At 73.0% G+C, this 24,305-nt stretch carries 19 protein-coding genes; 14 read left to right on the forward strand and 5 right to left on the reverse strand.

Features of this window, described 5'->3' with window-relative positions:
* Positions 1 to 56: 56 nt before the first annotated feature.
* Complete coding sequence (locus tag ACIBBF_RS02895; protein ID WP_397410286.1) at positions 57 to 482, reverse strand: DUF5709 domain-containing protein; 426 nt, start codon at positions 480 to 482, stop codon at positions 57 to 59.
* A gap of 298 nt (positions 483 to 780) precedes the next feature.
* Between ACIBBF_RS02895 and rplM the strand changes: the two genes are divergently transcribed.
* The 4 genes from rplM to ACIBBF_RS02915 all read left to right on the forward strand — a co-directional run bounded on the left by rplM (position 781) and on the right by ACIBBF_RS02915 (position 4,190).
* On the forward strand, positions 781 to 1,230 hold the full coding sequence (gene rplM, locus ACIBBF_RS02900; protein WP_397410288.1) for a 50S ribosomal protein L13: 450 nt from the start codon (positions 781 to 783) through the stop codon (positions 1,228 to 1,230).
* A 43-nt stretch (positions 1,231 to 1,273) separates the two neighbouring features.
* A complete protein-coding gene (gene rpsI / locus ACIBBF_RS02905; protein WP_397410290.1) occupies positions 1,274 to 1,759 on the forward strand; it encodes a 30S ribosomal protein S9 in 486 nt (161 codons plus the stop codon).
* A gap of 124 nt (positions 1,760 to 1,883) precedes the next feature.
* Positions 1,884 to 3,248, forward strand: coding sequence for a phosphoglucosamine mutase (glmM, locus tag ACIBBF_RS02910; RefSeq protein WP_397410292.1), 1,365 nt, complete (start codon positions 1,884 to 1,886; stop codon positions 3,246 to 3,248).
* A gap of 192 nt (positions 3,249 to 3,440) precedes the next feature.
* Positions 3,441 to 4,190 (forward strand): DedA family protein, encoded by a 750-nt coding sequence (locus ACIBBF_RS02915; protein ID WP_397410294.1) that lies wholly within the window; start codon positions 3,441 to 3,443, stop codon positions 4,188 to 4,190.
* 4 nt (positions 4,191 to 4,194) lie between these two features.
* Here the strand turns inward: ACIBBF_RS02915 and coaA are convergent, their stop codons facing one another.
* Positions 4,195 to 5,190, reverse strand: a complete 996-nt coding sequence (coaA, locus tag ACIBBF_RS02920) for a type I pantothenate kinase (protein WP_397410296.1) — start codon at positions 5,188 to 5,190, stop codon at positions 4,195 to 4,197.
* A 111-nt stretch (positions 5,191 to 5,301) separates the two neighbouring features.
* Here coaA and glmS point away from each other — a divergent pair, with 111 nt between their 5' ends.
* The 3 genes from glmS (at position 5,302) to ACIBBF_RS02935 (ending at position 8,704) form a co-directional block, all read left to right on the forward strand.
* On the forward strand, positions 5,302 to 7,191 hold the full coding sequence (gene glmS / locus ACIBBF_RS02925; RefSeq protein WP_397410298.1) for a glutamine--fructose-6-phosphate transaminase (isomerizing): 1,890 nt from the start codon (positions 5,302 to 5,304) through the stop codon (positions 7,189 to 7,191).
* A 70-nt stretch (positions 7,192 to 7,261) separates the two neighbouring features.
* Entirely contained in the window at positions 7,262 to 8,092 is an 831-nt protein-coding gene (locus ACIBBF_RS02930; protein WP_397410300.1) for an alpha/beta fold hydrolase, read from the forward strand.
* A 261-nt stretch (positions 8,093 to 8,353) separates the two neighbouring features.
* Positions 8,354 to 8,704, forward strand: a complete 351-nt coding sequence (locus ACIBBF_RS02935; protein WP_397410302.1) for a holo-ACP synthase — start codon at positions 8,354 to 8,356, stop codon at positions 8,702 to 8,704.
* Between the two features lie 68 nt (positions 8,705 to 8,772).
* Here ACIBBF_RS02935 and ACIBBF_RS02940 read toward each other — a convergent pair whose 3' ends face one another.
* Complete coding sequence (locus ACIBBF_RS02940; protein WP_397410304.1) at positions 8,773 to 9,822, reverse strand: TIGR03560 family F420-dependent LLM class oxidoreductase; 1,050 nt, start codon at positions 9,820 to 9,822, stop codon at positions 8,773 to 8,775.
* 97 nt (positions 9,823 to 9,919) lie between these two features.
* Between ACIBBF_RS02940 and ACIBBF_RS02945 the strand changes: the two genes are divergently transcribed.
* From ACIBBF_RS02945 to ACIBBF_RS02960, 4 genes are all read left to right on the forward strand, one after another.
* Positions 9,920 to 11,737: a bifunctional ADP-dependent NAD(P)H-hydrate dehydratase/NAD(P)H-hydrate epimerase gene (locus tag ACIBBF_RS02945; protein ID WP_397410306.1), complete on the forward strand. Its 1,818-nt coding sequence runs from the start codon at positions 9,920 to 9,922 to the stop codon at positions 11,735 to 11,737.
* A gap of 351 nt (positions 11,738 to 12,088) precedes the next feature.
* Positions 12,089 to 14,428 carry a LuxR C-terminal-related transcriptional regulator gene (locus ACIBBF_RS02950; RefSeq protein ID WP_397410308.1) on the forward strand — a complete coding sequence of 780 codons (2,340 nt, stop codon included), beginning with the start codon at positions 12,089 to 12,091 and terminating at the stop codon, positions 14,426 to 14,428.
* A gap of 402 nt (positions 14,429 to 14,830) precedes the next feature.
* A complete protein-coding gene (locus ACIBBF_RS02955) occupies positions 14,831 to 17,743 on the forward strand; it encodes a choice-of-anchor G family protein (protein WP_397410311.1) in 2,913 nt (970 codons plus the stop codon).
* 139 nt (positions 17,744 to 17,882) lie between these two features.
* Positions 17,883 to 19,253, forward strand: a complete 1,371-nt coding sequence (locus ACIBBF_RS02960) for a copper amine oxidase (protein WP_397410313.1) — start codon at positions 17,883 to 17,885, stop codon at positions 19,251 to 19,253.
* Position 19,254: 1 nt separating this feature from the next.
* Here the strand turns inward: ACIBBF_RS02960 and ACIBBF_RS02965 are convergent, their stop codons facing one another.
* Together ACIBBF_RS02965 and ACIBBF_RS02970 are read right to left on the reverse strand one after the other, a co-directional pair.
* A complete protein-coding gene (locus ACIBBF_RS02965) occupies positions 19,255 to 20,274 on the reverse strand; it encodes an NAD-dependent epimerase/dehydratase family protein (RefSeq protein ID WP_397410315.1) in 1,020 nt (339 codons plus the stop codon).
* A 9-nt stretch (positions 20,275 to 20,283) separates the two neighbouring features.
* The gene (locus tag ACIBBF_RS02970; RefSeq protein WP_397410317.1) at positions 20,284 to 21,063 is read right to left on the reverse strand and encodes a class I SAM-dependent methyltransferase; all 780 of its coding nucleotides are present in this window, start codon (positions 21,061 to 21,063) and stop codon (positions 20,284 to 20,286) included.
* A 124-nt stretch (positions 21,064 to 21,187) separates the two neighbouring features.
* Here ACIBBF_RS02970 and ACIBBF_RS02975 point away from each other — a divergent pair, with 124 nt between their 5' ends.
* Genes ACIBBF_RS02975 through ACIBBF_RS02985 form a run of 3 tightly spaced genes read left to right on the forward strand, consistent with a single transcriptional unit; the run spans position 21,188 to position 24,288 of the window.
* Positions 21,188 to 22,342, forward strand: coding sequence for a hypothetical protein (locus ACIBBF_RS02975; protein ID WP_397410319.1), 1,155 nt, complete (start codon positions 21,188 to 21,190; stop codon positions 22,340 to 22,342).
* 4 nt (positions 22,343 to 22,346) lie between these two features.
* The gene (locus ACIBBF_RS02980) at positions 22,347 to 23,654 is read left to right on the forward strand and encodes a sensor histidine kinase (RefSeq protein ID WP_397410321.1); all 1,308 of its coding nucleotides are present in this window, start codon (positions 22,347 to 22,349) and stop codon (positions 23,652 to 23,654) included.
* Positions 23,647 to 24,288 carry a response regulator gene (locus ACIBBF_RS02985; RefSeq protein ID WP_397410323.1) on the forward strand — a complete coding sequence of 214 codons (642 nt, stop codon included), beginning with the start codon at positions 23,647 to 23,649 and terminating at the stop codon, positions 24,286 to 24,288. The genes ACIBBF_RS02980 and ACIBBF_RS02985 overlap by 8 nt, the downstream gene beginning before the upstream one ends.
* The last annotated feature ends 17 nt before the right edge of the window (positions 24,289 to 24,305 follow it).

Genomic DNA, 24,305 nt, shown 5'->3' on the forward strand with positions numbered 1-24,305 from the left:
AGGTAGAACGCCGACCGGGCCGTTCTACCTCGCTGTGGTTCTACCTCGGCTGCGGGTCAGGGCTCCTCGACCCAGTGGACGGCGGCCTCCTCGGCGCTCGCTCCCGCGCCGTCGATGCCCGCGTCCGTGCCGTACAGGTCGTTCTCGCGGTTGCCGTCCTCGGCCGCGTAGCTGCCGGGGTCGGCGTCCGGGTCGGAGACCAGGCGGCCCGCGCGCGACGTGTCGGTGCGGTCCAGCGGGTCCTCCTGCCAGATGTCCGGCTCCTCCTCGGCGAGGCGCTGGTCCATGGGCTCCCCCTGCCGCTCCTCCCACGAGGTCTCGCCCCAGTGGTTCGAGCGCGGGCGGTCGGGCGGGGAGTAGCCCTCGTCGAGCAGGTCCTTCGGTCCCCGGCTGTACAGGGTGTCCTCGGTCGGGAGCTGGTCGGTGTCGCCCTCGGCGATGCCGTCCGGCCCCGGCATGGTGGCTGGGGTTTCCTCGGTCATGTTCCTACGGTGGCACCAGTTGCGCGTGGACGCCACAGTGCCGGTGCGAATGCGTCGACGTGGTGAACGTCATGCCCGTCCCGTGCGCCGGCAGCCCGCTTCGCTTTGACCCTCGGGGAAACGGCCAGGTATTCTATTGAGTCGTTGTGCTCTGTCACCGGCGTTCCTGCGTCGGCACCGCGCCCACTCGCGTGCCGACGTCCGGCCCGGACGTCACCTTGACTCCCGCGCACAACGACCTGACTCATCGGGCGCCGCTTCTCGCCCGACGACACCGCAAACGAAAAGGTTACGAACCGTGCGTACGTACACCCCCAAGCCCGGCGACGTCCAGCGCGACTGGTACGTCGTCGACGCGACCGACGTCGTCCTGGGCCGCCTGGCCAGCCAGGTCGCCAATCTGCTGCGCGGGAAGCACAAGCCGACCTTCGCTCCGCACGTCGACGGCGGTGACTTCGTCATCGTCATCAACGCGGACAAGGTCGCGCTGAGCGGCAACAAGCGTCAGACCAAGATGGCGTACCGCCACTCGGGCTACCCGGGCGGCCTCACGGCCACCCCGTACGGCGAGCTGCTGGACACCAAGCCGGAGCGCGCCATCGAGAAGGCTGTGCGCGGCATGATCCCCAAGACCTCGCTCGGTCGGACTCAGCTGACCCACCTGAAGGTCTACGCAGGCCCTGAGCACCCGCACACGGCGCAGCAGGCCAAGCCGTTCGAGATCACCCAGGTTTCGCAGCAGGCCTGAGGCCGCTGCCGGATCGCAACGCGAAGGACGCGAGGACACCACAGTGGCTGAGACCACCGTCGACATCGAGCAGGGCGCCGAGACGCCCAGCACCTACACCACCGAGACGGCCGCGCCGGCAACGCGCGGTTCGTCCATCACCGCCCCGGCCCAGGCCCTCGGGCGCCGCAAGGAGGCCGTGGCGCGCGTGCGCCTGGTCCCCGGCACCGGCACCTGGAAGATCAACGGCCGCACCCTCGAGGACTACTTCCCGAACAAGGTGCACCAGCAGCTGGTCAACTCCCCGCTGAACCTGGTCGAGGTCGAGGGCCGCTTCGACGTCATCGCCCGCATCACGGGTGGTGGCACGTCGGGCCAGGCCGGCGCCCTGCGCCTGGGCATCGCCCGTGCGCTGAACGCCATCGACGCCGAGGCGAACCGCCCCGAGCTGAAGAAGGCCGGCTTCCTGCGCCGCGACGACCGCAAGGTCGAGCGCAAGAAGGCCGGTCTCAAGAAGGCCCGCAAGGCTCCGCAGTACAGCAAGCGCTGATCCCAGCGCCCGGCCGGGTGGCCCCGCCGAACAGTATCGACACTGTTCAGCGGGGCCATCCGCATTTCCGGCACCGGCCGGACGCCCACTACGGTGGGACTGGAACGATCTGAGGAGACGCGGAATGGGCAGGCTGTTCGGCACCGACGGGGTTCGGGGTCTCGCCAACAAGGACATCACGGCGGAGCTGGCACTGGAGCTGGGCGTCGCCGCCGCTCGGGTGCTGACCGCGCAGGGCGAGCTGCTGGGCCCGCGACCACGGGCCGTCGTCGGACGTGACACGCGGGCCTCCGGCGAGTTCCTCGCGGGCGCCGTCGCCGCGGGCCTCGCCTCGGCGGGAGTCGACGTCGTGATGCTCAACGTGCTGCCCACGCCCGCGCTGGCCTACCTCGTGACGGAGCTGGAGGCCGACCTCGGGGTCATGGTCTCGGCGTCGCACAACCCCATGCCGGACAACGGGATCAAGTTCTTCGCCCGCGGCGGCCTCAAGCTCGACGACGCCGTCGAGGACGCGATCCAGGCCACTCTGGGCGAGGACTGGGAGCGGCCCACGGGCGCCGACGTCGGGCGGATCCGCACCGACGGGCAGGCCGCCGCCGAGCGGTACGTGCGGCACCTCACCGACAGCGTCGGGACCACGCCGGACCACCGGCCCCTCGAGGGGCTGCGCATCGCGCTGGACTGCGCCAACGGTGCCGCCAGCGAGGTGGGGCCGGAGGCGCTGCGGGCGGCGGGCGCCGACGTCGTGGTGATGAACGCGAGCCCCGACGGCCGGAACATCAACGAGAAGTGCGGCTCCACGCACCCGGAGCAGCTCCAGGCCGTGGTCGTGGCGTCGGAGGCGGACTTCGGCGTCGCGTTCGACGGCGACGCCGACCGGTGCCTCGCGGTGGACCACACGGGCGCGATCGTGGACGGCGACCAGATCCTCGGGATCCTCGCCACCGCGCTCAAGCAGGAGGGGCGCCTGCCGGGCGACACGCTCGTGGTCACGGTGATGAGCAACCTCGGCCTCATCCTGGCCATGCGGGAGCAGGGGATCACGACGGTGCAGACCGCCGTCGGCGACCGGTACGTGCTGGAGGAGATGCGCGCCCAGGGCTACGGGCTGGGCGGGGAGCAGTCGGGCCACATCATCCTGGCCGAGCACGCCACGACGGGTGACGGTGTGCTCTCGGCACTGCACCTCGCGGCGCGGGTCAAGGCGTCGGGCAAGCGCCTGGCCGATCTCGCGGGTGAGATCGAGCGCCTGCCGCAGACGCTCGTCAACGTGCGCGGCGTGGACAAGTCCCGCGCCGGGACCGACGAGGGCGTGCAGGCGGCCGTCGCCGACGCGGCGGCGCGCCTGGGCGACACCGGCCGGGTGCTGCTGCGCCAGTCCGGTACCGAGCCACTGGTGCGCGTCATGGTGGAGGCGCCGGCGCAGGACGAGGCGGACAAGGTGGCCGAGGACCTGGCGGCCGTCGTGCGGGAGCGGCTCGCGCTGTAGCGGCCTCCACGCCCGCGGGCAGGACGGCGGGGCCGGCGTGAACGCCCCGTGAATCCTTGGGAAGCGGGGTTGTCCCAGGGGTACCCCTGATGCGTTTCAGGGGTACCCCTTGCGTAGGCTGGTTGCAGGCACTATGAGGTGCCGCTCTCCACCCGCCCCGGGAAGCGCCCCGGCCGAGACTTCCGAGGTCCTGTGCTCGAACTCATCTCCGCAGTCCTGAGCGCCACCGAGGCGTGGATCCTCGCGATGGCGGCCTCGCCGTGGATCTACCCGGCGATGTTCGCCTTCGCGACCATCGACGGCTTCTTCCCGCCGCTGCCCAGCGAGTCGGTGGTGATCACGCTCACGGTGTCGGCGCACAGCACCGGCACCCCGTGGATGTGGCTCGTGCTCGTGGCCGCGGCGGCCGGCGCGTGGGTGGGCGACCAGATCGCCTACCAGATCGGCAAGATGATCGGCACCGACCGGGTGCCGTTCCTGCGCTCGGCACGCGGACGCCGGGCCGTGGACTGGGCGGAGCGGGCCCTTGCCCGCCGCGGTGCCTCCTTCATCCTGGCTGCGCGGTACGTGCCGATCGGGCGCGTGGCCGTGAACATGACCGCCGGGGCCGTCGGCTACCCGCGGCGCCGGTTCATGGTCATCGCCGCGATCGCGGCGGTCATGTGGGCCCTGTACTCCGCCGGGATCGGCCTGGTCGCCGCCCAGTGGCTCGGGCACGAGCCGCTGCTGGCGATCGTGATCGGCGTGGTGCTCGGCGTCGCGATGGGCTTCCTCGTCGACCAGGTGGTGGGCTGGTTCTCCCGCCGGCACCTCGGCCGCGAGCAGGGCGGCGAGGCCGGCCCGGACGGCGAGAAGGTCGCCGTCCCGGCCGGTGCCACCGAGATGGTCCGGGAGTACGTCCACCGGGTCGACGACCCGGCCAAGCCCCAGAAGGACCGCTGAGCCGCTAGAGCTTGCGCAGGCGGACCCGCTGCACGGCGTGGTCCGAGCCCTTGGTCAGCACCAGCGTGGCCCGGCCGCGCGTCGGCAGGATGTTCTTCTCGAGGTTGGGCGCGTTGATCGACTCCCAGATGGACAGGGCCTTGTCCGTGGCCTCCTGGTCGGAGAGCGACGCGTACCGCTTGAAGTAGGAGTCCGGCTTGGTGAACGCGGTGCGGCGCAGCTCCAGGAACCGGTCCACGTACCACTGCCGGATGTTCCGGGTACGGGCGTCCACGTAGATCGAGAAGTCGAAGAAGTCGCTCACGGCGACGGTCGACTCGTCGACGGCGGACGGGCGCGCCGGCTGGAGCACGTTCAGGCCCTCGACGACGAGCACGTCGGGCTTGCGCACGACGACCTCCTCGCCCGGCACGATGTCGTAGATGGTGTGGGAGTAGACCGGGGCGCGGACCTCGTCCTGTCCCGCCTTGATCCGGGACAGGAAGCGGATCAGGGCACGCCGGTCGTACGACTCGGGGAAGCCCTTGCGCTCCATCAGGCCCCGTCGCTCCAGCTCGGCGTTCGGGTAGAGGAAGCCGTCGGTCGTGATGAGCTCGACGCGCGGCGTCTCGGGCCAGCGCGCGAGCATCTCGCGCAGGACGCGTGCCGTCGTCGACTTGCCGACGGCGACCGAGCCCGCGACCCCGATGACGTACGGCGTGCGGGGCGGATCCTCGTGCAGGAAGGTCGACGTCGCACGGTGCAGGCCGCCGGTGGCCTGCACGTAGAGGTTGAGCAGGCGCGACAGGGGGCGGTAGATCGCGTCGACCTCGGCCAGGTCGATCGGGTCACCGAGACCGCGCAGGCGCTCGACGTCGTCGTCGGTCAGCGGCAGCGGGGTGGAGGCCGACAGGCGGCTCCAGGCCGCGCGGTCGAGGTCCACGTAGGGTGAGGACGGGGCGAGGGCGAGCAGGTGCTCACCGAGGTCCGTCGACGAGAACTGGGAAACCACCTGCAGCATTGTGCCCCACGCGGGCCCGAGCCTCCGCACCCGTCGGCCGCCGGCGGCTCACCGGCGGCCCTGTGAGGCCCGTCATGGGGGCAGGCTCGCTCGCTCGATAGACTCGCGCGCATGTGTGGGATCGTCGGGTACACCGGAACATCAGTCGCGTCGCCGAACGGCGCCGCCGCGCCGTCGGGCACGCCCCTCGACGTGGCCATCGAGGGGCTGCGCCGCCTCGAGTACCGCGGCTACGACTCGGCCGGTGTCGCGCTCGTCGCGCCCGGGCTGGACGGTGTCGCCTGGGCCAAGAAGTCGGGCAAGCTGGCGAACCTGATCGAGGTGCTCGACCGTGACCCGCTGCCGCAGGCGACCGCGGCGATCGGGCACACCCGCTGGGCCACGCACGGCGGGCCGACCGACGCCAACGCCCACCCGCACCTCGCCGACGGCGACAAGCTGGCGGTGATCCACAACGGCATCGTGGAGAACTTCGCGCAGCTCAAGAACGAGCTGCTGGCCGACGGCGTGGTCTTCCGGTCCGAGACCGACACCGAGGTGGCGGCGCACCTCGTGGCCAAGGCGTACCGCGAGTCGGGCGACCTGACCGACGCCATGACCACGGCCGCCGGGCGGCTGGAGGGTACCTTCACGCTGCTGGCGGTCCACGCCGACGCCCCGGACACCGTGGTGGGCGCCCGGCACGACTCCCCGCTCGTGGTGGGCCTCGGTGACGGCGAGAACTTCCTCGGTTCCGACGTGGCCGCGTTCATCGCGCACACGAAGGAGGCCCTCGAGCTGGGCCAGGACCAGGTGGTCACGATCACGCCGACGTCCGTGACGGTGACCGACTTCGACGGCAAGCCCGCCGAGGCCAAGCGCTACACCGTGGACTGGGACGCCGCGGCCGCCGAGAAGGGCGGCTTCGACTCGTTCATGGACAAGGAGATCCACGACCAGCCGCAGGCCGTGGCCGACACGCTGCTCGGCCGCACGGATGCCGCGGGCGCGCTCGTGCTGGACGACCTGCGCATCGACGAGTCGGTGCTGCGCGCCGTGAACAAGATCATCGTCGTGGCGTGCGGTACCGCCGCCTACTCCGGGCACGTGGCCAAGTACGCCATCGAGCACTGGTGCCGCATCCCCGTCGAGGTCGAGCTGGCGCACGAGTTCCGCTACCGCGACCCGATCCTCGACGAGCGCACCCTGGTGGTGGCCGTGACGCAGTCCGGCGAGACCATGGACACCCTCATGGCCGTGCGGCACGCGCGTGAGCAGGGCGCGAAGGTGATCTCGATCGTCAACACCCACGGCTCCACCATCCCGCGCGAGTCCGACGCGGTGCTGTACACGCATGCCGGGCCCGAGATCGCCGTCGCCTCCACCAAGGCCTTCCTGGCGCAGATCACCGCCGCCTACGTGCTGGGCCTGTACCTCGCCCAGCTGCGCGGCAACAAGTTCCCCGACGAGATCGCCATCCTGCTCGACGAGCTGCGGGCCATGCCGCGCAAGATCCAGACCGTCATCGAGCGCGGCGAGTACGTGCGTGCGACGGCCCGGTCCATGGAGAAGTCCGACAAGGTGCTGTTCCTCGGGCGCCATGTCGGGTTCCCGGTGGCTCTGGAGGGCGCGCTCAAGCTCAAGGAGCTCGCGTACATCCACGCCGAGGGCTTCGCGGCCGGCGAGCTCAAGCACGGTCCGATCGCCCTGATCGACGAGGGCCAGCCCGTGTTCGTGGTGGTGCCCTCGCCGCGCGGCCGCGACTCGCTGCACTCCAAGGTGGTCTCCAACATCCAGGAGATCCGCGCCCGCGGCGCGCGCACGCTGGTGATCGCCGAGGACGGCGACGACGCGGTGCGTCCGTACGCCGACGAGATCTTCTGGATCCCGCAGGCGCCCACGCTGCTCCAGCCGCTGCTGGCCGTGGTGCCGCTGCAGATCTTCGCCATGGCGCTCGCCACGGCCAAGGGCCTGGACGTGGACCAGCCGCGCAACCTCGCCAAGTCCGTCACGGTGGAGTGACGCCCCGCCCCGCGGGCATCCGGGATGTCGGTGGCTCCGTCTAGGGTCTGGCCTGACGAGAGGAGCGCCGATGGCGTACGTGGAGGTCGACGGGGTCCGGGTGCACTACGTGGAGCACGGGCCGCCACCCGGTGCCGGGGTGCGCACGGCGGTGCTGGTGCACGGGTTCCCGGTGGACCACCGGATCATGACGAGTGCCTTCGAGCCGGTCTTCGGGACTCGTCCCGGCTGGCGCCGGCTCTACGTCGACCTGCCGGGCATGGGGCGCACGGTGGCGCCCGACGTCGCGAGCACCGACGACGTGTTCCGGATCCTGCGGGGGACGGTCGAGGCGCTCGTGCCCGAGGGGCCGTACGTCGTCGTCGGGCAGTCGTACGGTGGCTACCTGGCGCGGGGACTGACGGCCGCCGACCCGGAACGGGTCGCGGGACTGGCCGCGGTCGTGACGGTGGTCGACGCCCGCCACGAGCTGCGGCACGTCCCGGAGCACCGGGTGCTGGTGCGGGAGCCGGCGCTCGCCGAGCGGGTCGGTACACAGGTGCTGGACGCGGAGGACACGCTCGTCGTGCAGACGACCGAGACCTGGGAGTGGGCACGCCGGGTGGTCGATCCGGGGCTCGCGGCCGCCGACCCGGCGGCGGTCGCCCGGCTCGAGGCGAGCTACGCGGGGACGTTCCCCGTGGAACCTGTGCCGTTCGAGGGGCCCGCCCTCATCCTGGTCGGGCGGCAGGACGCGACCACGGGGTACCGCGATGCCTGGGGGCTCGTGGAGCACTACCCGCGGGCGACGTTCGCGGTGCTGGACCGGGCAGGGCACGCGCTCGACACCGAGCAGTCGACGCTGTTCACGGCGCTGGTGGGCGAGTGGCTCGACCGCGTCGAGGAGGCGGTGCCGGTCTGACCCGGCGCCCGTCAGCTCGATACCGCGACGACTATCAGCAACGTGACGATCGCGGCGATCACGACGCCGAAGACGACGACCATGACCACGGGGAAGGGGAGCTTGTCGTCGTCCTCCGGCATGGCAACTCCTCCGCATGAAAAGAGGCGCGCTGCGCTATGCAGGCGCCGTCTTTACCTCTGCATTACGGCGATATGGTGCCGCAAAACGGTCATCTCGCGCAAGGCCGTCGGTGTGATGGGGTGGACCTAGGCTGGGCCCATGATCATCGGGACGGGTATCGACGTCGTCGACGTGGACCGCTTCATGGAGACGCTCGCCCGCACGCCCCGGTTGCGCGAGAAGCTGTTCACCGAGGTCGAGCGCGAGCTGCCGCCGGCGTCCCTGGCCGCACGGTTCGCGGCCAAGGAGGCCATCGCCAAGTCGCTCGGCGCGCCGGGGAACCTGCGCTGGCACGACGTCACGGTGCACCGCACGGTCGGTGGCCCGCCCCGGATCGACGCGCGGGGCACCGTCGCGGCGCGGGCTGCCGAGCTCGGGGTGCGTACCTGGCACCTCACCATCTCTCACGACGCGGGGATCGCGTCGGCCATGGTGATCGCGGAGGGCTGACCCACCGAGACAGGACGGGGGCGGGACACGTGGTCCCGCCCCCGTTCTCGCTCGCTGTCGGCAGGGGGCTACTGGAGCTCCGGGATGACCTGCTTCTCGAAGAGCTCGATGCCGCTGGTGTCGTAGGCCGCCTCCTGGAAGTACGTGATCGCGTACTCCAGGCCGCGGCCGGACATGCCCTGCAGGCGCTCGACGATCTGCTCCGGCGTGCCGACCAGCAGGCCGCCGCGCCAGTTCGCGATCTCCCGCTCCGCCGTGCCGGGCACCGACGTGCGCAGGTGCGCCTCGATCCAGTCCAGCCGCTCGGCGACCTCGGCGTCGTTCTCGCCGATCACCACGTTGTAGTTCGAGGACCGTGTGATCTCGCCGAAGTCGCGGCCCACGTCCTTGCAGTGCGCCTCGAGCACGCCCGACTTGTGGGTGAAGCCCTCGGGCGACCCGTCGAAGTTGGTGTACTGGGCGTGCTGCGCGGCGATGCGCAGCGTCTTCTTCTCGCCGCCGCCCGCGATCCACAGGGGGATGGACGGTACCTCGGCGCCGCCGTCGCCCACGGGGAGCTGCTGCAGCGGCTGCGGGTAGCACAGCGCGCCGTCGACCTGGTAGCGCTTGCCGTCGAACGTGCCCGAGGACCCGGTGCGCCACATGGCCGACATGATCTGTACGCCCTCGTCCAGCGCGCGCAGGCGTTCGCCCGCGGACGGGAAGCCGTACCCGTAGGCGCGCCACTCGTGCTCGTACCAGCCGGCGCCGATGCCCATCTCGATGCGCCCGCCGGAGATCGTGTCGATGGTCGAGGCCACCTTGGCCAGGTAGGTCGGCTCCCGGTAGGCCATGCAGGTGCACATCTGACCCAGGCGGATCCGCTGCGTCGCGGCCGCGAACGCGGCCATCAGCGACCACGCCTCGTGGGTGGCCTCGGTCGAGGGCGCGGGCGTGGTGTGGAAGTGGTCGTACACCCAGGCCGACTCCCAGGCGAACTCGCCGCCCGGGACGGCCTCGCCCGCGGCCTGGTTCTCCGCACGGTGCACGAGGGACAGCATGGTCGCCCACTGGTCGGCGGGCGCCACGTCGACGAGGTCGAAGCGCCAGCCCTGTGGGATGAAGAGTCCGAATCGCATGTCCCGACCCTATGCCGACCCGGTTCCGCACGGGAGAGATGGTCCATATTGTCGGTTCTGTTACGCGTGGCGGCGGCCGACCCGGCACTATAGGACCGTGAAAGACGCGTGGACCTCGGACGAGATACGCAAGGCGGAGGAGCCCCTGATCGCCGCCGGTGAGCCGCTCATGGCGCGGGCGGCCTACGGGCTGGCCCAGGTGGTGCTGCGGGAGGTGGCGGGGCGGCGGGCCGCAGGCAGGCCCGGGACGGCGCCGCCCGCCCGGCGCGCAGGCGTCCGGCTGCGCGGCAGCCTCGGTTCCGACGGGCTCCCCGGCACGGCCAGGCTTCGCCCGGCGCGCCGGCTCGGCGAGCGGGTGGCCGGCGCAGCGGTGGCCGGTGCTCCGGCAGGAGACGCGTCCCGGTCCGGCGGCGGGACGGGCCGGGGCGACGTGCGCGGCGCGCGCGCCGTGCTGCTGGTCGGCCCCGGCAACAACGGCGGCGACACCCTGTTCGCGGGCGCGCACCTCGTCCGGCGTGGCCTGCGGGTGACCGCCGTCCTGGCATCGGTGCGCGCGCACGAGGCGGGGCTCGCCGCGTTCCGTGCGGCCGGCGGAGAGGTGGCGAGCCTGTCCGACGTCCGCGTGCCCGCCGTCGTCGAGTCCGTGCTCGGTTCCGACGTGCTGCTCGACGGTCTGGTCGGCGTCGGTGCGCGGGGTGCCCTGCGCCCGCCCGCGGGCGGCCTGGTCCGCGCGCTCGCCGAGGCCCGCAAGGCGGCGGGCGACCGCTGGCCGTACACGGTCGCCGTCGACATCCCCAGCGGCATCGGCGTGGACGACGGCGTGGTGCCCGGCCCGGTGCTGCGCGCGGACCGGACCGTGACGTTCGGCGCCCTCAAGCCCGGCCTGCTGCTGCCGCCCGCGGCGGGGACGGCCGGTGTGGTCGAGCTGGTCGACGTCGGCTTTCCCGCCGTTCCGGGCGCCCGTGCGCGGCGCGGCGGAGTCGCCCGGCACGCCTGGGGGACCACCCACCCGGCGGCGGGCCGCGTGCTGCGCATGGAGCCGGCCGACGTGGCGGCCCTCTGGCCCGCGCCGGGCCCGGACGACCACAAGTACACGCGCGGTGTGGTCGGCGTGGTCGCCGGGACCAGCACCTACCCAGGGGCCGCCGTGCTCGCGACGTCGGGCGCCGTGCTCACGGGCGCCGGGATGGTGCGCTACCTGGGCCCCGAGGCGGTCGGGACACGGGTGCTGCTCGCGCGGCCCGAGGTGGTCGTGGCGGGCGGCCGGGTGCAGTCCTGGGTGCTCGGTCCCGGTGTCCCCGCACTGGACCCGGACGACGAGGGCCCGGACGACGACGGTCAGGCCCGGCGGATCTTCGGGGCGCTCGCGGCGGTGACGGGGGTGCTGTCCGAGGACGTGACCGGCGGCCGGATGCCTGCCGTCGTGGACGCGGGCGCGCTCACGATGCTGGAGCACCGGCTGCCGGCATCAGCGGTGCTGACCCCGCACGCGGGCGAGCTGGCGGAGCTGCTGCGAGGGCTCGGCCACGACGTCGACCGGGCGGCGGTGGAGGCCCGCCCGCTCCACTGGGCGCGCACCGCCCACCAGGCGACCGGTGCGACCGTCCTGCTCAAGGGTGCGATCACGGTGGTGGCGGGGCCGGGCGACGTCTACGCGCAGGCCGACGCGCCGCCCTGGACCGCCACCGCGGGTGCGGGGGACGTGCTCGCCGGGATCCTCGGGGCGCTGCTCGCCGGCCGTTCGGCGGAGGCGGTCGAGGACCCGGCGCTCCCGGCGCGGCTGGCAGCCGCCGCGGCGCTCGTGCACGGCCGGGCTGCGGCCCGGGCGTCGGCGGGTGGCCCGGTGGCCGCGCTCGAGATCGCCCGGGCGGTGCCCGCGGTCGTCGCGGAGCTGCTGGCGGGTCGCGGGCGATGAGCGAACGCGTCGTCGTTGTGCGCCGCGCTGACCGGCCACCACCGCAGCGAGGACGCCACGCTGTTCGACGTCGTGCTCGACGGCGCCGACCGTCCTCCTGCCGACCTCCAGAAGATGCTTGGACCGCTTGCCTGATGTAATGGAATGGGCATTACGGAATTACTTCCGTACCACAGTCACAATCTGCACGATTCATCTCCTGCCATAGACTCCTGACGCGCTGCTCATCAATATTCATGTAAGTCGCGAATTGGGGTTTGCGTGCCATCAAGCTACGGGCCTTCCGTGGCCGTGCCTCCGGCGGTGCCGGGGTCGACGTCGGGCAAGGAAGGCGGCAGGGGGAGGGACCACGTGGTCCACGGGCGTGATCGAGAGCTGCGGGTCATCGGGCACTTCGCGACCGACCTGGACCCGACGGTCCTCGTCGTGCGCGGGCTGAGCGGGATCGGCAAGACCGCCACGGTGCTCCAGGCGCTGAAGCAGGTCGGTGCGGGGTCGTCGGCGGTCCGGGTGGTCCGTCCGTGCTCCCCGCGCCCCTCGGCGCACGACCTCGACAACAACCGGCGTATCGACCTGTCGGCGTGGTCCGTGCCGGACCACCTGGAGCACGGGACCGACTTCGATGCCGCCGGCTTCCTCCGCGCGGTCTCGGCCTGGGCCGTGCCGGACCACCTGGACGGCGAGTCCGGGCCGCGGGTCCTCTTCATCGACGACGTCGGTGTGCTGACCCCCGACCGTGCCCGCTGGCTCCAGCACCTGGCGGACGAGGCGTACGGGCAGGACTGGCGCGTCATCGCCGCGGTGCGCAGCATCGCGGTCGAGTCCCTCTCCGACGACGTGGAGGTGCTGGAGCTCGGCCCCCTCGACCGAACCGCCCTGCGGCGCGTGCTCGACCTGGAGCTCAGCGGCCCGGTGGCCGCCGACGTCGTCGAGCAGCTGCGCTGGTGGAGCGCGGGCAACCCGCGCCTGGCGCTCGAGCTCGCGGGCTCGCTGACCGGCGCGGAGCTGCGCGGGGACGCCGCCTGGGCCGGGCCCGACGGCGTCGGGTCGGCCGCCCGGCGGGCGTACCGCTCGATGCTGGCCGGGCTCGACCCGGCGACGGCGGCAGCGCTCGCGGCCGCCCCGCTCACACCGGCCGTGCCGGCCCGCCGGGAGGACCGCGCCGTGCGGCACCCCCTCCTGGCGCTGCTGTGCCGGGAGGTGCGCGGCGTCGACGGTCTCCCCGACGTGCACGAGACCACGGACCGGGACCTGACCGGGCCCGGCGTCGCCGTCGACGTCCTCGACGGGCTGTACCTCGACGAGCTGCCCGCGCGGGCCTGGGCGGTCGTGGCAGCCTCGCCCGAACCGCGCCTGGCCGCGCGCGCCGTCGGGGTGTCCCTGCTGGCGGGCCGGGCGTGGACCGACCATGCGGACGGGCCGCTGGTGCCGGACGGCGTCGGGCCGGCGTGGACCGACCACCTGTGGTGGCGGGACCCCGAGGGGATCGGTGCGGCCGCGCGGGCCGCCGGTGCACGCGTCGCCGAGGCGCTGCTGCGCCTGGAGGACTCCGGGGACCTGCCCCACCCCGGCCGGCTCCGGGAGGACCTGCGACTGATCGGGTCGACGCCCGGCCAGGACTGGGTGGGCGTCGAGATCCAGGTGCGCGCCCTCCTCATGCTGGGCGACGTGGTGAGCGCCCGGGCCCTGCTCGCGGACCACTCGGGCACGGCGACGGGCCGGGCGGTCGCGGAGATCGTGGCGCGCGACCTCGCCGCGGCCCGGGTCGCAGCGTTCGACGGCCGTGCGGTCGACGTCCGCGCGCACCTGGCGCACGCGGCGGAGCTGCGCCCGTCGGTCGACGAGTGGCTGCCCGCGCGCGGCATGCGCGCGTCGGCGGACGCGGTGGTCGACGGGACCGTGCCGGCCAGCAGCATGCCGGCCCAGGCCGGGAGCTGGTCGGCGCGCGTGCTCGGCGAGTACGCCGCGGACCTCGGCGCGGCGCACCTCGTGGTCGGTCAGGCGGAGGGCGCGGTGGCGCTGCTGACCATCGCGCTCGAGCACTGCGCCTGGCCGTACCGCGGCCGGGTGCAGGTGCGGTGCGACCTCGTGGAGGCCGTCATGGCCTCGACCCCGCCGGGTCAGGTGGGCCCGCGGACCCGCCGGCTGATCGAGCCGCCCGTCTCTCCCGAGGAGCGGACGGCGCCCGACGTCGCGGCGGCCTGGTCACGGCTCAACGCGCTCCTGGCCGACGACGGTGCGCCGTCGGCGGCCTTCGAGGCGGCGCTGCACGCGCCGCCCGCTCCGATGTCGCCGTGGCAGCGCGTGCGCATGCTCGTCGCGTACGGCCGGTACGCCGTGACGCGTGGCGGGCGCACCGCGGGCATCGCGATGCTCGACGAGGCCCGGACGCTCGTGCGCCTGGCCGGGATGGCCGGCTGGCTGCGCGGCATCGACACGTTCCTCGCCGAGACGGAGGCCAGCGGCGGCGCCGGGCCCGAGTGGGAGGTCCTCGGCGGGCACGAGCGGGAGATGGTGCGGCTCGCGGTGCACGGCGCGACCAACTCGCAGATCGCGCAGGCGACCTTCGTCTCCGAGCGGACGGTCGTGAACCGGCTGCGCCGCGCGTACGCGACGCTCGGTATCCGCGACCGCAGGGACCTGGTCCGGCTCGCCGAGACGCGCCCGCCGGCCTGGCTCGCCGGTAGCTGATCCGCGACTCAACGCAGATTTTTCACCCGCGGGCGGGTTGATATTTCACCCGGCAATTCGGACTACTTTCACATCTTTCCGCTGCCCTGCTGGTCAATGCCTTTGTCATGGCTCGGTATGTCTCGAACGCATGCGGATGTGCGTTCTGTTGCGTCAGCGCACGATTACCGCTCTGCCTGGCAGGTCCCTGGGAACCACTGTTCGCTGATGCCCGGGCATCGGTGTGCATGTGCCACCGCCCCGACCGATCCGGACGTGATCACGTACCGATCCGGACGCTTTTCTTGAAGCGTGATTATGGAGGAGTGAGTTCTTTTGAACCGAACGCAAGTACCGTCCCGGCGCCGGAGGGGAAGCGTCACGTGGCGCCGGTCCCTGGCGACGGCCGCGGCATCGGCAGTCGTGGTCACGGCCACTGGACTCCCGGCGGTCGCGGTGGACAACTACCCGGAGGAGCCGTCCGAGGCCGCCGCGAGCGTGCTCGACTCGACGCTCTTCCAGGAGGCCCTGCTCGCAGCGGCCTACTCGGACGCGGGCTCGGAGTCGAACCCCGGTCCGAACGAGGGCAACCTCAACGTCGAGCTGCTCGGCTCGCAGCTCGTGACGCTCGGTGACGTCGAGGTCCCCCTCGACCAGATCCTGGACTTCGGTCAGCTCGGTGCGCTGGCCAGCAAGAGCGAGGCCTCGTCCCCGCTCGACGCGTACGCGGTGTCCGGCCTGGCCGGTGCCGACGGTGGCGTGACGCTCGACGGCGCCACCGAGGACTTCGGCAAGGCGTCCGTGGACGTCCTGTCCGTCGCGCGCCTGCTGGGCGTCGACGGCCTCACCGACCAGATCGTCGACCAGCTCCTGCTCGAGGCGGGCGCCGGCGCGGCCGAGGTCAAGGCCGAGAACGGCGAGATCCTGGACCAGGACGGCGTGGGTGGCCCCGGCCAGTACCGCGTCGCGGACCTGGACCTGTTCCTGCACTCCCCGGTCATCGAGGACGCTGCCTCGTCGATCTACGACATCGGCGGCTCCATCGACACGACCGTCGAGAAGCTCATCAACGAGAACCTCGACGACAGCGCCCTCACCGGCCTGTTCGACGCGGTCCCGGGCGTCCCGACGCCGTCGATCACGGTCGACAGCAACATGCAGGAGAACCTGTTCCAGTCCGTCGTGGGCGAGCCGATCACCTCGGCCAACCAGCTCATCACCATCGACCTGTCGACGGGTCAGCTGGAGATCCACCTGGACAAGCTGGTGGACAACCCTGACGAGACCGAGGGTGGCATCAACGAGCTGCCCGCGAACTACGAGCTCATCGACGACACGACCTACCCGCTGATCGCGGAGACCGTGCACGAGCTGATGCAGGAAGTCACCCGCATCCTCATCGGTGCGATCGAGGACTCGCTCAACTCGGTGACCGTCAACATCGCGTTCTTCGAGGAGGGCCCGCTGGGTACCCTCGACGTGTCGTGGTCGCTGCCGCTGGCCGACGCCGTGAACGGGAACTTCCCCGAGGCCGTCAACAACAGCACGGGCACCCTGGCGCCGGTCGCCACGGTCCTGGTCAACACCATCAACACGCTCGGCCCGGCGCTCGCGCCGATCCTGGCCCCGGTGTACGACCTGCTGATCAGCGACGAGGGTGACAACATCTTCGAGCTGCTCATCAACGACCTCAAGACGGACTCCATCACCGCTCCGATCCGCGAGCTGCTCTCGCCGGTCTTCGAGGTGCTGGCCAAGGTCCTCTCGATCCAGATCAACCGCCAGGTGACCGACGGCGTGACCCCGACGTCGGCGACGGCGGCGGTGGAGACGTCGTTCGAGCTGTCGGCCCTGAGCATCGCGCTCCTGCCGGAGAACGAGGTTGCTCGTATCAACCTGGGCAACGCGGCCGTGCGCATCGGTGGCGACGACGGCGGTTCGGGCGAGGTCGACCCGTCGCTGACCGTGAACCCGGACTCGGTGGCCCCGGGCCAGTCGACCGTGGCGACCGGTGAGGGCTACACGCCGGACTCGACCGCCACCGTCCAGCTCACCGACCCCGAGGGCAACCCCGTGGGCGACCCGATCACGGTCGACACCGACGCCGACGGTGGGTTCACCACCCCGGTGACGGTCCCGGCCGACGCCGAGCTCGGTGACTACACCGTCATCGGCACCGACGACACCACGGGCGAGGCCGCCGAGGCCCCGCTGGCGGTCGTCGCCGGTTCGGACATCTGCGCCATGGACCCGACCCTGACGGTCGAGCCCAGCTCCGCCTACCCGGGTGACACCGTCACCGTCGTGGGTCAGGGCTTCCCGGCCGGCGTGCCGGTCACGGTGCAGCTGCGTGACGCCGACGGCAACCCGGTCGGCGACGCGGTCACGGTCACCCCGGACGAGGCCTGCGGCTTCATCACCGACCTGACGATCCCCGAGGACGCCGAGCCCGGCGACCACGTGGTCGAGGCCGAGCCCGAGGACGGCAGCGGCGGCGCCGAGGCGCCCATCGAGATCCTCGACCCGGGCACCAACAACCCGGGTGAGTGCACCGACCCGGCCATCACGGCCGACCCGACCGTGGTCGCCGCCGGCGACGAGGTCATGATCACCGGGACGGGCTTCCCGGCCGGTGTGAACGTGGTCGTGCAACTCTTCGACACCGAGGGCAACAAGATCGGCGAGCCCGTCACCGTGCTGGTCGACGAGGACTGCGGCTTCACCACGCCGATCACGGTTCCCGAGGGCACCGAGCCCGGCGTCATCATCGTCGACGCCCAGCCCGAGGACGGCAGCGAGGGCGCGCAGACGCCGATCGTCGTCTCCGAGAGCCTCGGTGGTGGCGACGGTCGCGACCTGACCGCGCGCTTCGAGAAGGCCGCTGTCGAGCAGGGTGACGAGCAGACCTTCTACGCCTCGGGCTTCAACCCGGGCGAAGAGGTCGTCGGCATGATCAACTCGACGTCGTTCGCGCTGGAGGCCCAGGAGGCCGACGCCGAGGGCAACGTCGAGTGGACCTTCACGGTCGACGAGCGGCTCGACACGGGCCGCCACCAGGGCATCGCCGTCAGCACGGTCGAGGGTGACTCGGCCATGGCGACGTTCGACGTGGTCGACCTGTCCGCGAGCGGCGGCGCCGGTGACGGCGACGGCGACGGTGCGGGTGCCGGCTCCGACGGTCCGCTCGCCAGCACCGGTGCGAACGTGACGGCCCTCATCGCCGCCACCGTGCTGCTGCTCGGTGCGGGTGCCGTGATGATCAAGCGCCGTCGTGAGATCAGCCAGGCCTTCGCCACGGCGATGGGCCGGTTCTCTGACGACTCGCGTTCCGCGTGATCCCGTCGGGCGCCCTGAGTCCTTGACCCGGGGAGCCTGACGCAGCAAGGCCGGCCCGGTGCGACCTCGTCGCACCGGGCCGGTCCCGTCGTAGGGGGAACGGGCCCGTACGGGCCCCGCAGACTGAAGGGGGAGAGACGTGCCGGAGCTCTCGCCGAGGCGCAAGATGCTGCCCGCGGTCGTCGCGGCCGCGGCCATCGTCGCACTCGTCGTGACCGCCGTCCTGATCGTCGAGCGTGCGATACCCGCGGCACCGGCGCCGCGGGGGGAGGACTCGGCGGTCGCCGGCGCCGCAGACCTGGACTGCGCCGAGAACGACCCGGTCGCACAGGAGCTGGCGGGCGGTTCCACGTGGACCATGTGCTGGCGGGTCGACGCCAGCCGCGGGCTGGTGCTGGAGGACGTGCACTTCACGCCCGTCGGCCACCGGCCCGTGCAGGTGCTCGCCGAGCTGTCCATCGGCCAGCTCGAGGTGCCGTACGACACCGGGCTGCGCAACACCGAGGACATCACCACCCAGGGCTTCGGCGGCAGCCACATGATGTCCCTGACGGAGACCGAGTGCCTGGGTGACCGCCTGGAGACGTACGTGCCGAAGATCGGCGACGGCTCCGTGGGCGGCGGGGGTGACCGGCGCCCCGTGCTGTGCCGGGAAGAGGTGGACGGCGGCATCGCCTACCGGAGCAGCGACGGCGCGGGCACCGAGGTGGCCCGCCGCAGCGAGCTGCGGCTCGCGACCATCTCGAAGGTCGGCTGGTACGAGTACGTCAGCCAGTACACGTTCGGGAGCGACGGCACCATCCGGTCCGACCTCGGCGCCACGGGTGACCTCTCGCCCGAGGACTACGGGGACGACCCCGCCCACGGCTGGCCCGTCGGGCCGGGGGACACGGACTACGCCACCAGCCACTCGCACAACGCGGTCTGGCGCGTGCACTGGGCACTCGGCGGACGGGGCGGGCAGGTGGTCGAGCAGTACGACGCGGCGCCGACCGGCGAGGAGGGCCCGCGCGCGCCGCTCGTGGAGGGAAGGATGACCCGGATCCCGCACGAGGGCACCGCCAGGGCCGCCGACCGGCGCTGGTGGCGCGTCGTCAACCCCCAGGTGCTCAACGACGACGGCCACCCCATCTCGTACCAGGTGGACCTGGGGGCGACCACGCCGTTCCAGCTCACGCAGGACCACCACCACGAGGACGGCGGCACGGGCGACGACGGCTACACCGTCGCGTTCACCGAGGCGGACGACTGCCAGCTCTTCGCCACGGCCAACAAGGACGGCGCGTGCGGGTCGGGGGTGCTCGACTTCGCCCAGGACGAGGCCGAGCTGTCCGACGTCGTCACCTGGGTCGCCGTCGGCTTCCACCACGTGGCGCGCGACGAGGACCAGAGCCCTATGGAGATGCACTGGCAGGGCTTCACCCTGACGCCGCGTGACCTGACGGCGCAGCGCGTCGACCCGCCGCCCGCCCGCGAGGACGTCAACGGGAAGCCGTCCCCGCTGCGCTGACCTACCGCTGACCGGCCAGGAACGCGTCCTCGGCGGTGTAGTCGAAGGATCCGTCGAAGAACGGTCGCTGGATGGTGCGCTGCCGGTCCGCGGTGCGGACGAGCCAGTCGACCGTGTCGCGGACGGTCGCGGCGTAGCTGCCGACGGGCCGGTACCCGAGCGCCTCCGCCGCTGACGTGTCGAGCACGATGGGGAACGGAGCGCTCCAGGGTGTGCGTCCGAGTCCCGAGGGTGCGGACTCGTCGAGCAGGATCTCCTCCCAGATGTGTCCAAGACGGCCCGCGACGGCACGGGCGATGGCTCGCACATCCGGCGCGTCAGGGTCCGCGCTGTTCAGGACTCGGGTGCCCGGACGGTTTGCTACCGTCTCGACGAGCATCGCCAGGTTGTCGGCGGCCGTCGGATGGTCGACGCCGCGGCCGCCGTCCGCGAGGAGCACGACGCGGCGGCCGTCGAGGACGCGCCGGACGAACGTCCACTCCCGGGCGGGGGCGGCGCCCTCGCCGTGCACCTTGGACGCGCGGACCACGGTGACCGGGTGCCCGGAATCGAGGAGCACCTGCTCGGCCGCGACCTTGTTCGCTCCATACCCCACGGGCGAGTCGTACGAGCCGCTGTCGTCGGGCGGCAGGGTGGGCTGATCCTCCCGTACCGCGGCGATGAACCGAGGCTTGACCGGTGAGTTCACGTGGTTGCCGCGATCGTCGACGTACACGGCCTTGCTCGAGACCATCACGGTCGACCCGATCTCGCCCAGTAGCGGGAGCAGCCCACGTGCGTCGTCGGCGGTGAAGCAGAGACAGTCCACGAGCAGGTCGGCGCCGCTCCCGACGAGCGCGGCCGTCGCGTCGTCGTCGGCCCTCTCGGCGACATGATGCCGCACGCCGGCCTCGGCCAGGTCGGTGGGGAGCCGGCCAGGGTCGCGTCCGGTCACATCGACCTGCCAGCCCGATGCCAGGAGCCTTCTGGCGACCGCACGGCCGAGCACACCGGTACCTCCGAGGATCACGGCTCTGCGCATCACGTGATCCTATGCGTGAGGTCGGGCCTTCCTGGCCTCCACCAGGGTGCGGCGGCTGTGGCAGACGAACGAGCCGTGCTCCGCGATGTGGTCGTACAGGTCGCGGAGGCGGTCGCGGTAGGCGTCCACGGTGAACCCGGGCACCGTCCACAGGACCTTGCGCAGGAAGTGGACCACGGCGGCCAGGTCGAAGAACTCGACCCGGGTCAGCGCGTCCCGGAGCTGCACCAGGTCCAGGCCGACGCCGGCCACCCGCTCCCGCAGCGCGTCGAGGTACTCGGCGTCCCGGTTCTCCTGCGGTCCCAGGAGGTACTCGTACAGCTCGCGGTTGGACCCCGCACCCACCTCCTGGACCAGGAGCGTGCCGCCCGGCGCCAGCACGCGCCCGGCCTCGGAGTACGGGAAGGACACCGGGTGGCGGCCCGTGACCAGGTCGAAGGTGCCGTCCTCGAACGGGAGGGGCGCGTCCCCGTCCACCGGCACCACCACACCCCCGAAGGGTTCCAGCGCGGCCGAGGCGAGCCGGTGGTTGGGCGCCCAGCCTTCCGTGGCCCGGACGACGGCGGGCACGTGCGCCGCCAGCCCCAGCGCCTCGGCGTAGACCTCGCCGCCGCCCGTGTCGACGTCGAGCGCCGCACGGGCGGACCCCAGGCGCTCGCCGCACAGCCGCACGTAGCCCCACCCGGGCCGCTGCTCGGTGGCGCGGCCCGCGAACCACGAGAAGTCCCAGCCGTCGGTGGGGACGGCGGCCCCCTCGGCGAGCTGGTCCTCGAACGTCCCGAACTTCATGGCCTCGACGCTAACGGCCGGGATCCCCCGCCCACCAGCCGATATCCCCCGGCCGGGGGAGGGGCCGCACGCCCCGGCGACGCGACGGTGGAGGCACACCGAACGACCGACCGGAGGGAACGTCATGTCACGCCTCGCCCGCGCCACGCTCGTCGGCGCCACCATCGCCGCCGGCGCCACCGCGCTGCTCGGCCTGTCCTGGGTGCTCGGGCTCTGGCCGAGCGCCTACACCGTGCCGGGATCCGCACTCCTCGCCCAGCTCGCGGGGCCCGACGTGGCGACCGCCGTGCACGTCGGCACCGCGCTGACCGGGGTGGCCGCCGGCATCGCGGCGCTCGCCGGAGCCGTGGGACCGCGCGGCCGTGCCGCCGCCGCGGGGCTCCAGCTCGTCGCGTTCGGCCTGGTGCTGCAGGGCACCGGGCCGCTGTCCACCATGGGTTACCTCGTCGCCATGGCGATGCCCGCCGCCGTCGTGGTCCTGCTCGTCCAGGTGGTGCGGCGGTACCGCGTGGCACGGTGGACCGTGGGTCTGCCGGGCCTGGCCCTGCTGCTCGTGGGCGGCGTCGTGGCCCGCGACGCCCTGGCCGGGATCGTCCGCATGCTCGGGGCCGGGCTCGTCGAGAACCGCACCGGGCTGCTCCTGTCGCTGCTGGTGCTCGTCACGGGGACCCTCTGGGCTGCCGTCGGCGTGCAGGCGCTGGCGGGCACGCCCGTGGCCGAGCGGGCCACCGACTGGGTGGTCCGGCACCGCACGGCCGTCACCGTCGTGGCCGCCACCGGACCGCTGCCGTACGCGCTCGTGCGCCTCACCTGGCTGACGCCGTGGCCGCAGCTCGGCTTCGACATGGACCTGTCCACCCGGATCTGGGGGCTGACGCTCTCCAGCGGCGCCTGGCTCGGCGTCGTCCTCACCCTCGGGCTGATCCGCCCCTGGGGCGAGGTGTTCCCCCGGTGGATGCCCGGCCTCGCCGGGCGACGCGTCCCGATCGCCGCGGCCGCCGTGCCCGGCGGGCTGATCGCTGTGACGCTGATCTTCTCGGTGGTGCCCATGCTCGTGCTGTTCGGCAGCCAGAGCCCGGCCGAGGCGATCGTGGGAGCCGTCGTCTTCCCCTGCTGGTACTGGGGCCCCGCGCTGGCGCTCGCGGTCTGGGGGTACGTGGCGCACCGGCTGCGGGCCGAGCGTCCGGCCGCGCCGGCAGAGGGCCCCGCGGTGGCCGGCACCGTCGAGCCCGCCGGGGTCGCCGGCCTGGCGGGCGGCCCCCGTGACCGGAGAGGATGACGGCATGGCGACGACGCGGCACTCCGCACGAGGCCTCGTGCGGTACCTCGCCCGGCGGTTCGCCTGGCACATGCTGGGCGCCGCGATCGGGCTGGCGCTGGTGCTGCTCGTGTACGGACTGCTGAACATCGCGGCCGGGGGCACGCCCGGAGGGGTGGTGGTGGTCGTCGCCGTGGCGGCGGCCGTCGCCCTCGGCCTCGTCCCGGGCGCGCGGGAGCTGGAGGTGACGGCGGCCCGCGCCCTGCTCGACGTGGACGAGGATCTGGTGGTCCCGGCCCAGCCGCGCCTCGCGCACCGGGCCCGGACCGCGGGCTGGGTGCTGCTGCACCTGGTCACCGGCCTGGTGGTGGCGTTCGGACTGTTCGCCCTGGTCCCCGGTGCGGTGCTGATCGGTGCCGAGGCGGCGACGGGAAGCTCCATGGGCTCACAGATCCCGCCGCCGGCGGGGCCTGGCGAGGCGGTCGCACGGGTGGCGGCGTGCGTCGTCGTCGGGCTGCTCGCGGTGGTGGCGACGTGGCCCCTGGGTGCCGCCGCGGCCGCGCTCGCCGCCCGGGTGCTCGGCCCCACGCCGCACGACCGGATGGAGACGGCGCTGGCCCGCGCCCGTCGCGAGGCGGAGCACATCCGCCTGGCCCGCGAGCTGCACGACGGCATCGGTCACGCACTGACCGTCGTCGGTGTCCAGGCGGCCGCCGGGCGGCGGGTGGTCGCGCAGGACCCGGCCGCCGCGGCTCAGGCGCTCGCGGCGATCGAGGACACCGCCCGGACCGCCGTCGCCGAGCTCGACCATCTCCTGGCGGTGCTGCGCGACGACGCCGGGGACGACCCGCCCCTGCCCGCCCTGGGTGACGTGGTGGCGGCGCACCGGCGGGCGGGCCTCGACGTCCGGGACCGGGTCGATCTGCCCCCGGACCTGCCGGGGCTGCTCGGCCGGACGGTCCAGCGCATCGTCACCGAGGCGCTCACCAACGCACACCGGCACGGCGCGCCGGGCCCGGTGGTGCTGGACGTGCGGTGGGCCGGAGACCACGTGCTGATCGAGGTGGCGAACCCGCTCGCCACGGGCCGGGGCCGCCGGCGGTCCGGCGGCCGGGGGCTGGCCGGCGTGCGGGAACGTGCGGCGCTCTTCGGGGGCACGGCCACGGCGGGGCCCGACGGCGACCGCTGGGTGCTGCGCGCGACGCTGCCCTGGACATCGTCGCCGGCCGGTGCCTGCCCGGCACCGCACCTCGACACCGGCGCCCCGGGCCCGGCCGTGTCCACCCCGTCCGCCGTGCCCGACGCCGCCACGAGGAGGGACTCCGGTGCCTGACATCCCCGTGCGGGTGCTGGTCGCCGACGACGAGCCCCTCGTCCGCAGCGGCCTGCGCCTCATCCTGGACGCCGAACCCGACCTGGAGGTGGTCGGGGAGGCCGGCGACGGTGCCCGGGCGGTCGAGCTGACGCGCGCGTTGCGGCCCGACGTCGTCTGCATGGACGTGCGGATGCCGGGCGTGGACGGCCTGCGGGCGACCGAGCTGGTGCTGCGGCTGCCCGAGCCGCCGCGGGTCCTCGTGGTGACGACGTTCGAGCACGACGGCTACGTGCTCGACGCGCTGACCGCCGGGGCGTCGGGCTTCCTGCTCAAGCGGGCGGGAGCCGACGAGATGGTGCAGGCGGTCCGGACGGTCGCCGTCGGGCAGAGCCTGCTGTACCCGCAGGCGCTGCGGGACCTGGTGCGGACCCGTCCGCGTGCCACGGCGGGGGCGCCCGCACTGACGCCGCGCGAGCGCGAGGTGCTCGCGCTGGTGGCCGAGGGCATGACCAACGCGGAGATCGCGGCGGCACTGGTGGTCGGTGTCGAGACCGTGCGGACGCACGTGGCGTCCGTGCTCGCGAAGCTGGGCGCGCGTGACCGGACCCAGGCCGTGGTGCTCGGGTACCGGGCCGGGCTGGTCGAGCTGTAGCTGTCGAGCTGTGGCCG

The sequence above is a fragment of the Promicromonospora sp. NPDC050880 genome, from assembly GCF_044456525.1.
Classification (GTDB): domain Bacteria; phylum Actinomycetota; class Actinomycetes; order Actinomycetales; family Cellulomonadaceae; genus Promicromonospora.

Excerpts from the sequence above, each read along its gene's own strand:
- ACIBBF_RS02895 (WP_397410286.1), bottom strand. The coding sequence starts at position 482 with ATGACCGAGGAAACCCCAGCCACCATGCCGGGGCCGGACGGCATCGCC.
- ACIBBF_RS02975 (WP_397410319.1), top strand. The coding sequence starts at position 21,188 with ATGTCACGCCTCGCCCGCGCCACGCTCGTCGGCGCCACCATCGCCGCC.
- ACIBBF_RS02940 (WP_397410304.1), bottom strand. The coding sequence starts at position 9,822 with ATGCGATTCGGACTCTTCATCCCACAGGGCTGGCGCTTCGACCTCGTC.
- ACIBBF_RS02980 (WP_397410321.1), top strand. The coding sequence starts at position 22,347 with ATGGCGACGACGCGGCACTCCGCACGAGGCCTCGTGCGGTACCTCGCC.
- glmS (WP_397410298.1), top strand. The coding sequence starts at position 5,302 with ATGTGTGGGATCGTCGGGTACACCGGAACATCAGTCGCGTCGCCGAAC.
- ACIBBF_RS02930 (WP_397410300.1), top strand. The coding sequence starts at position 7,262 with ATGGCGTACGTGGAGGTCGACGGGGTCCGGGTGCACTACGTGGAGCAC.
- ACIBBF_RS02970 (WP_397410317.1), bottom strand. The coding sequence starts at position 21,063 with ATGAAGTTCGGGACGTTCGAGGACCAGCTCGCCGAGGGGGCCGCCGTC.
- glmM (WP_397410292.1), top strand. The coding sequence starts at position 1,884 with ATGGGCAGGCTGTTCGGCACCGACGGGGTTCGGGGTCTCGCCAACAAG.
- ACIBBF_RS02935 (WP_397410302.1), top strand. The coding sequence starts at position 8,354 with ATGATCATCGGGACGGGTATCGACGTCGTCGACGTGGACCGCTTCATG.
- coaA (WP_397410296.1), bottom strand. The coding sequence starts at position 5,190 with ATGCTGCAGGTGGTTTCCCAGTTCTCGTCGACGGACCTCGGTGAGCAC.
- ACIBBF_RS02965 (WP_397410315.1), bottom strand. The coding sequence starts at position 20,274 with ATGCGCAGAGCCGTGATCCTCGGAGGTACCGGTGTGCTCGGCCGTGCG.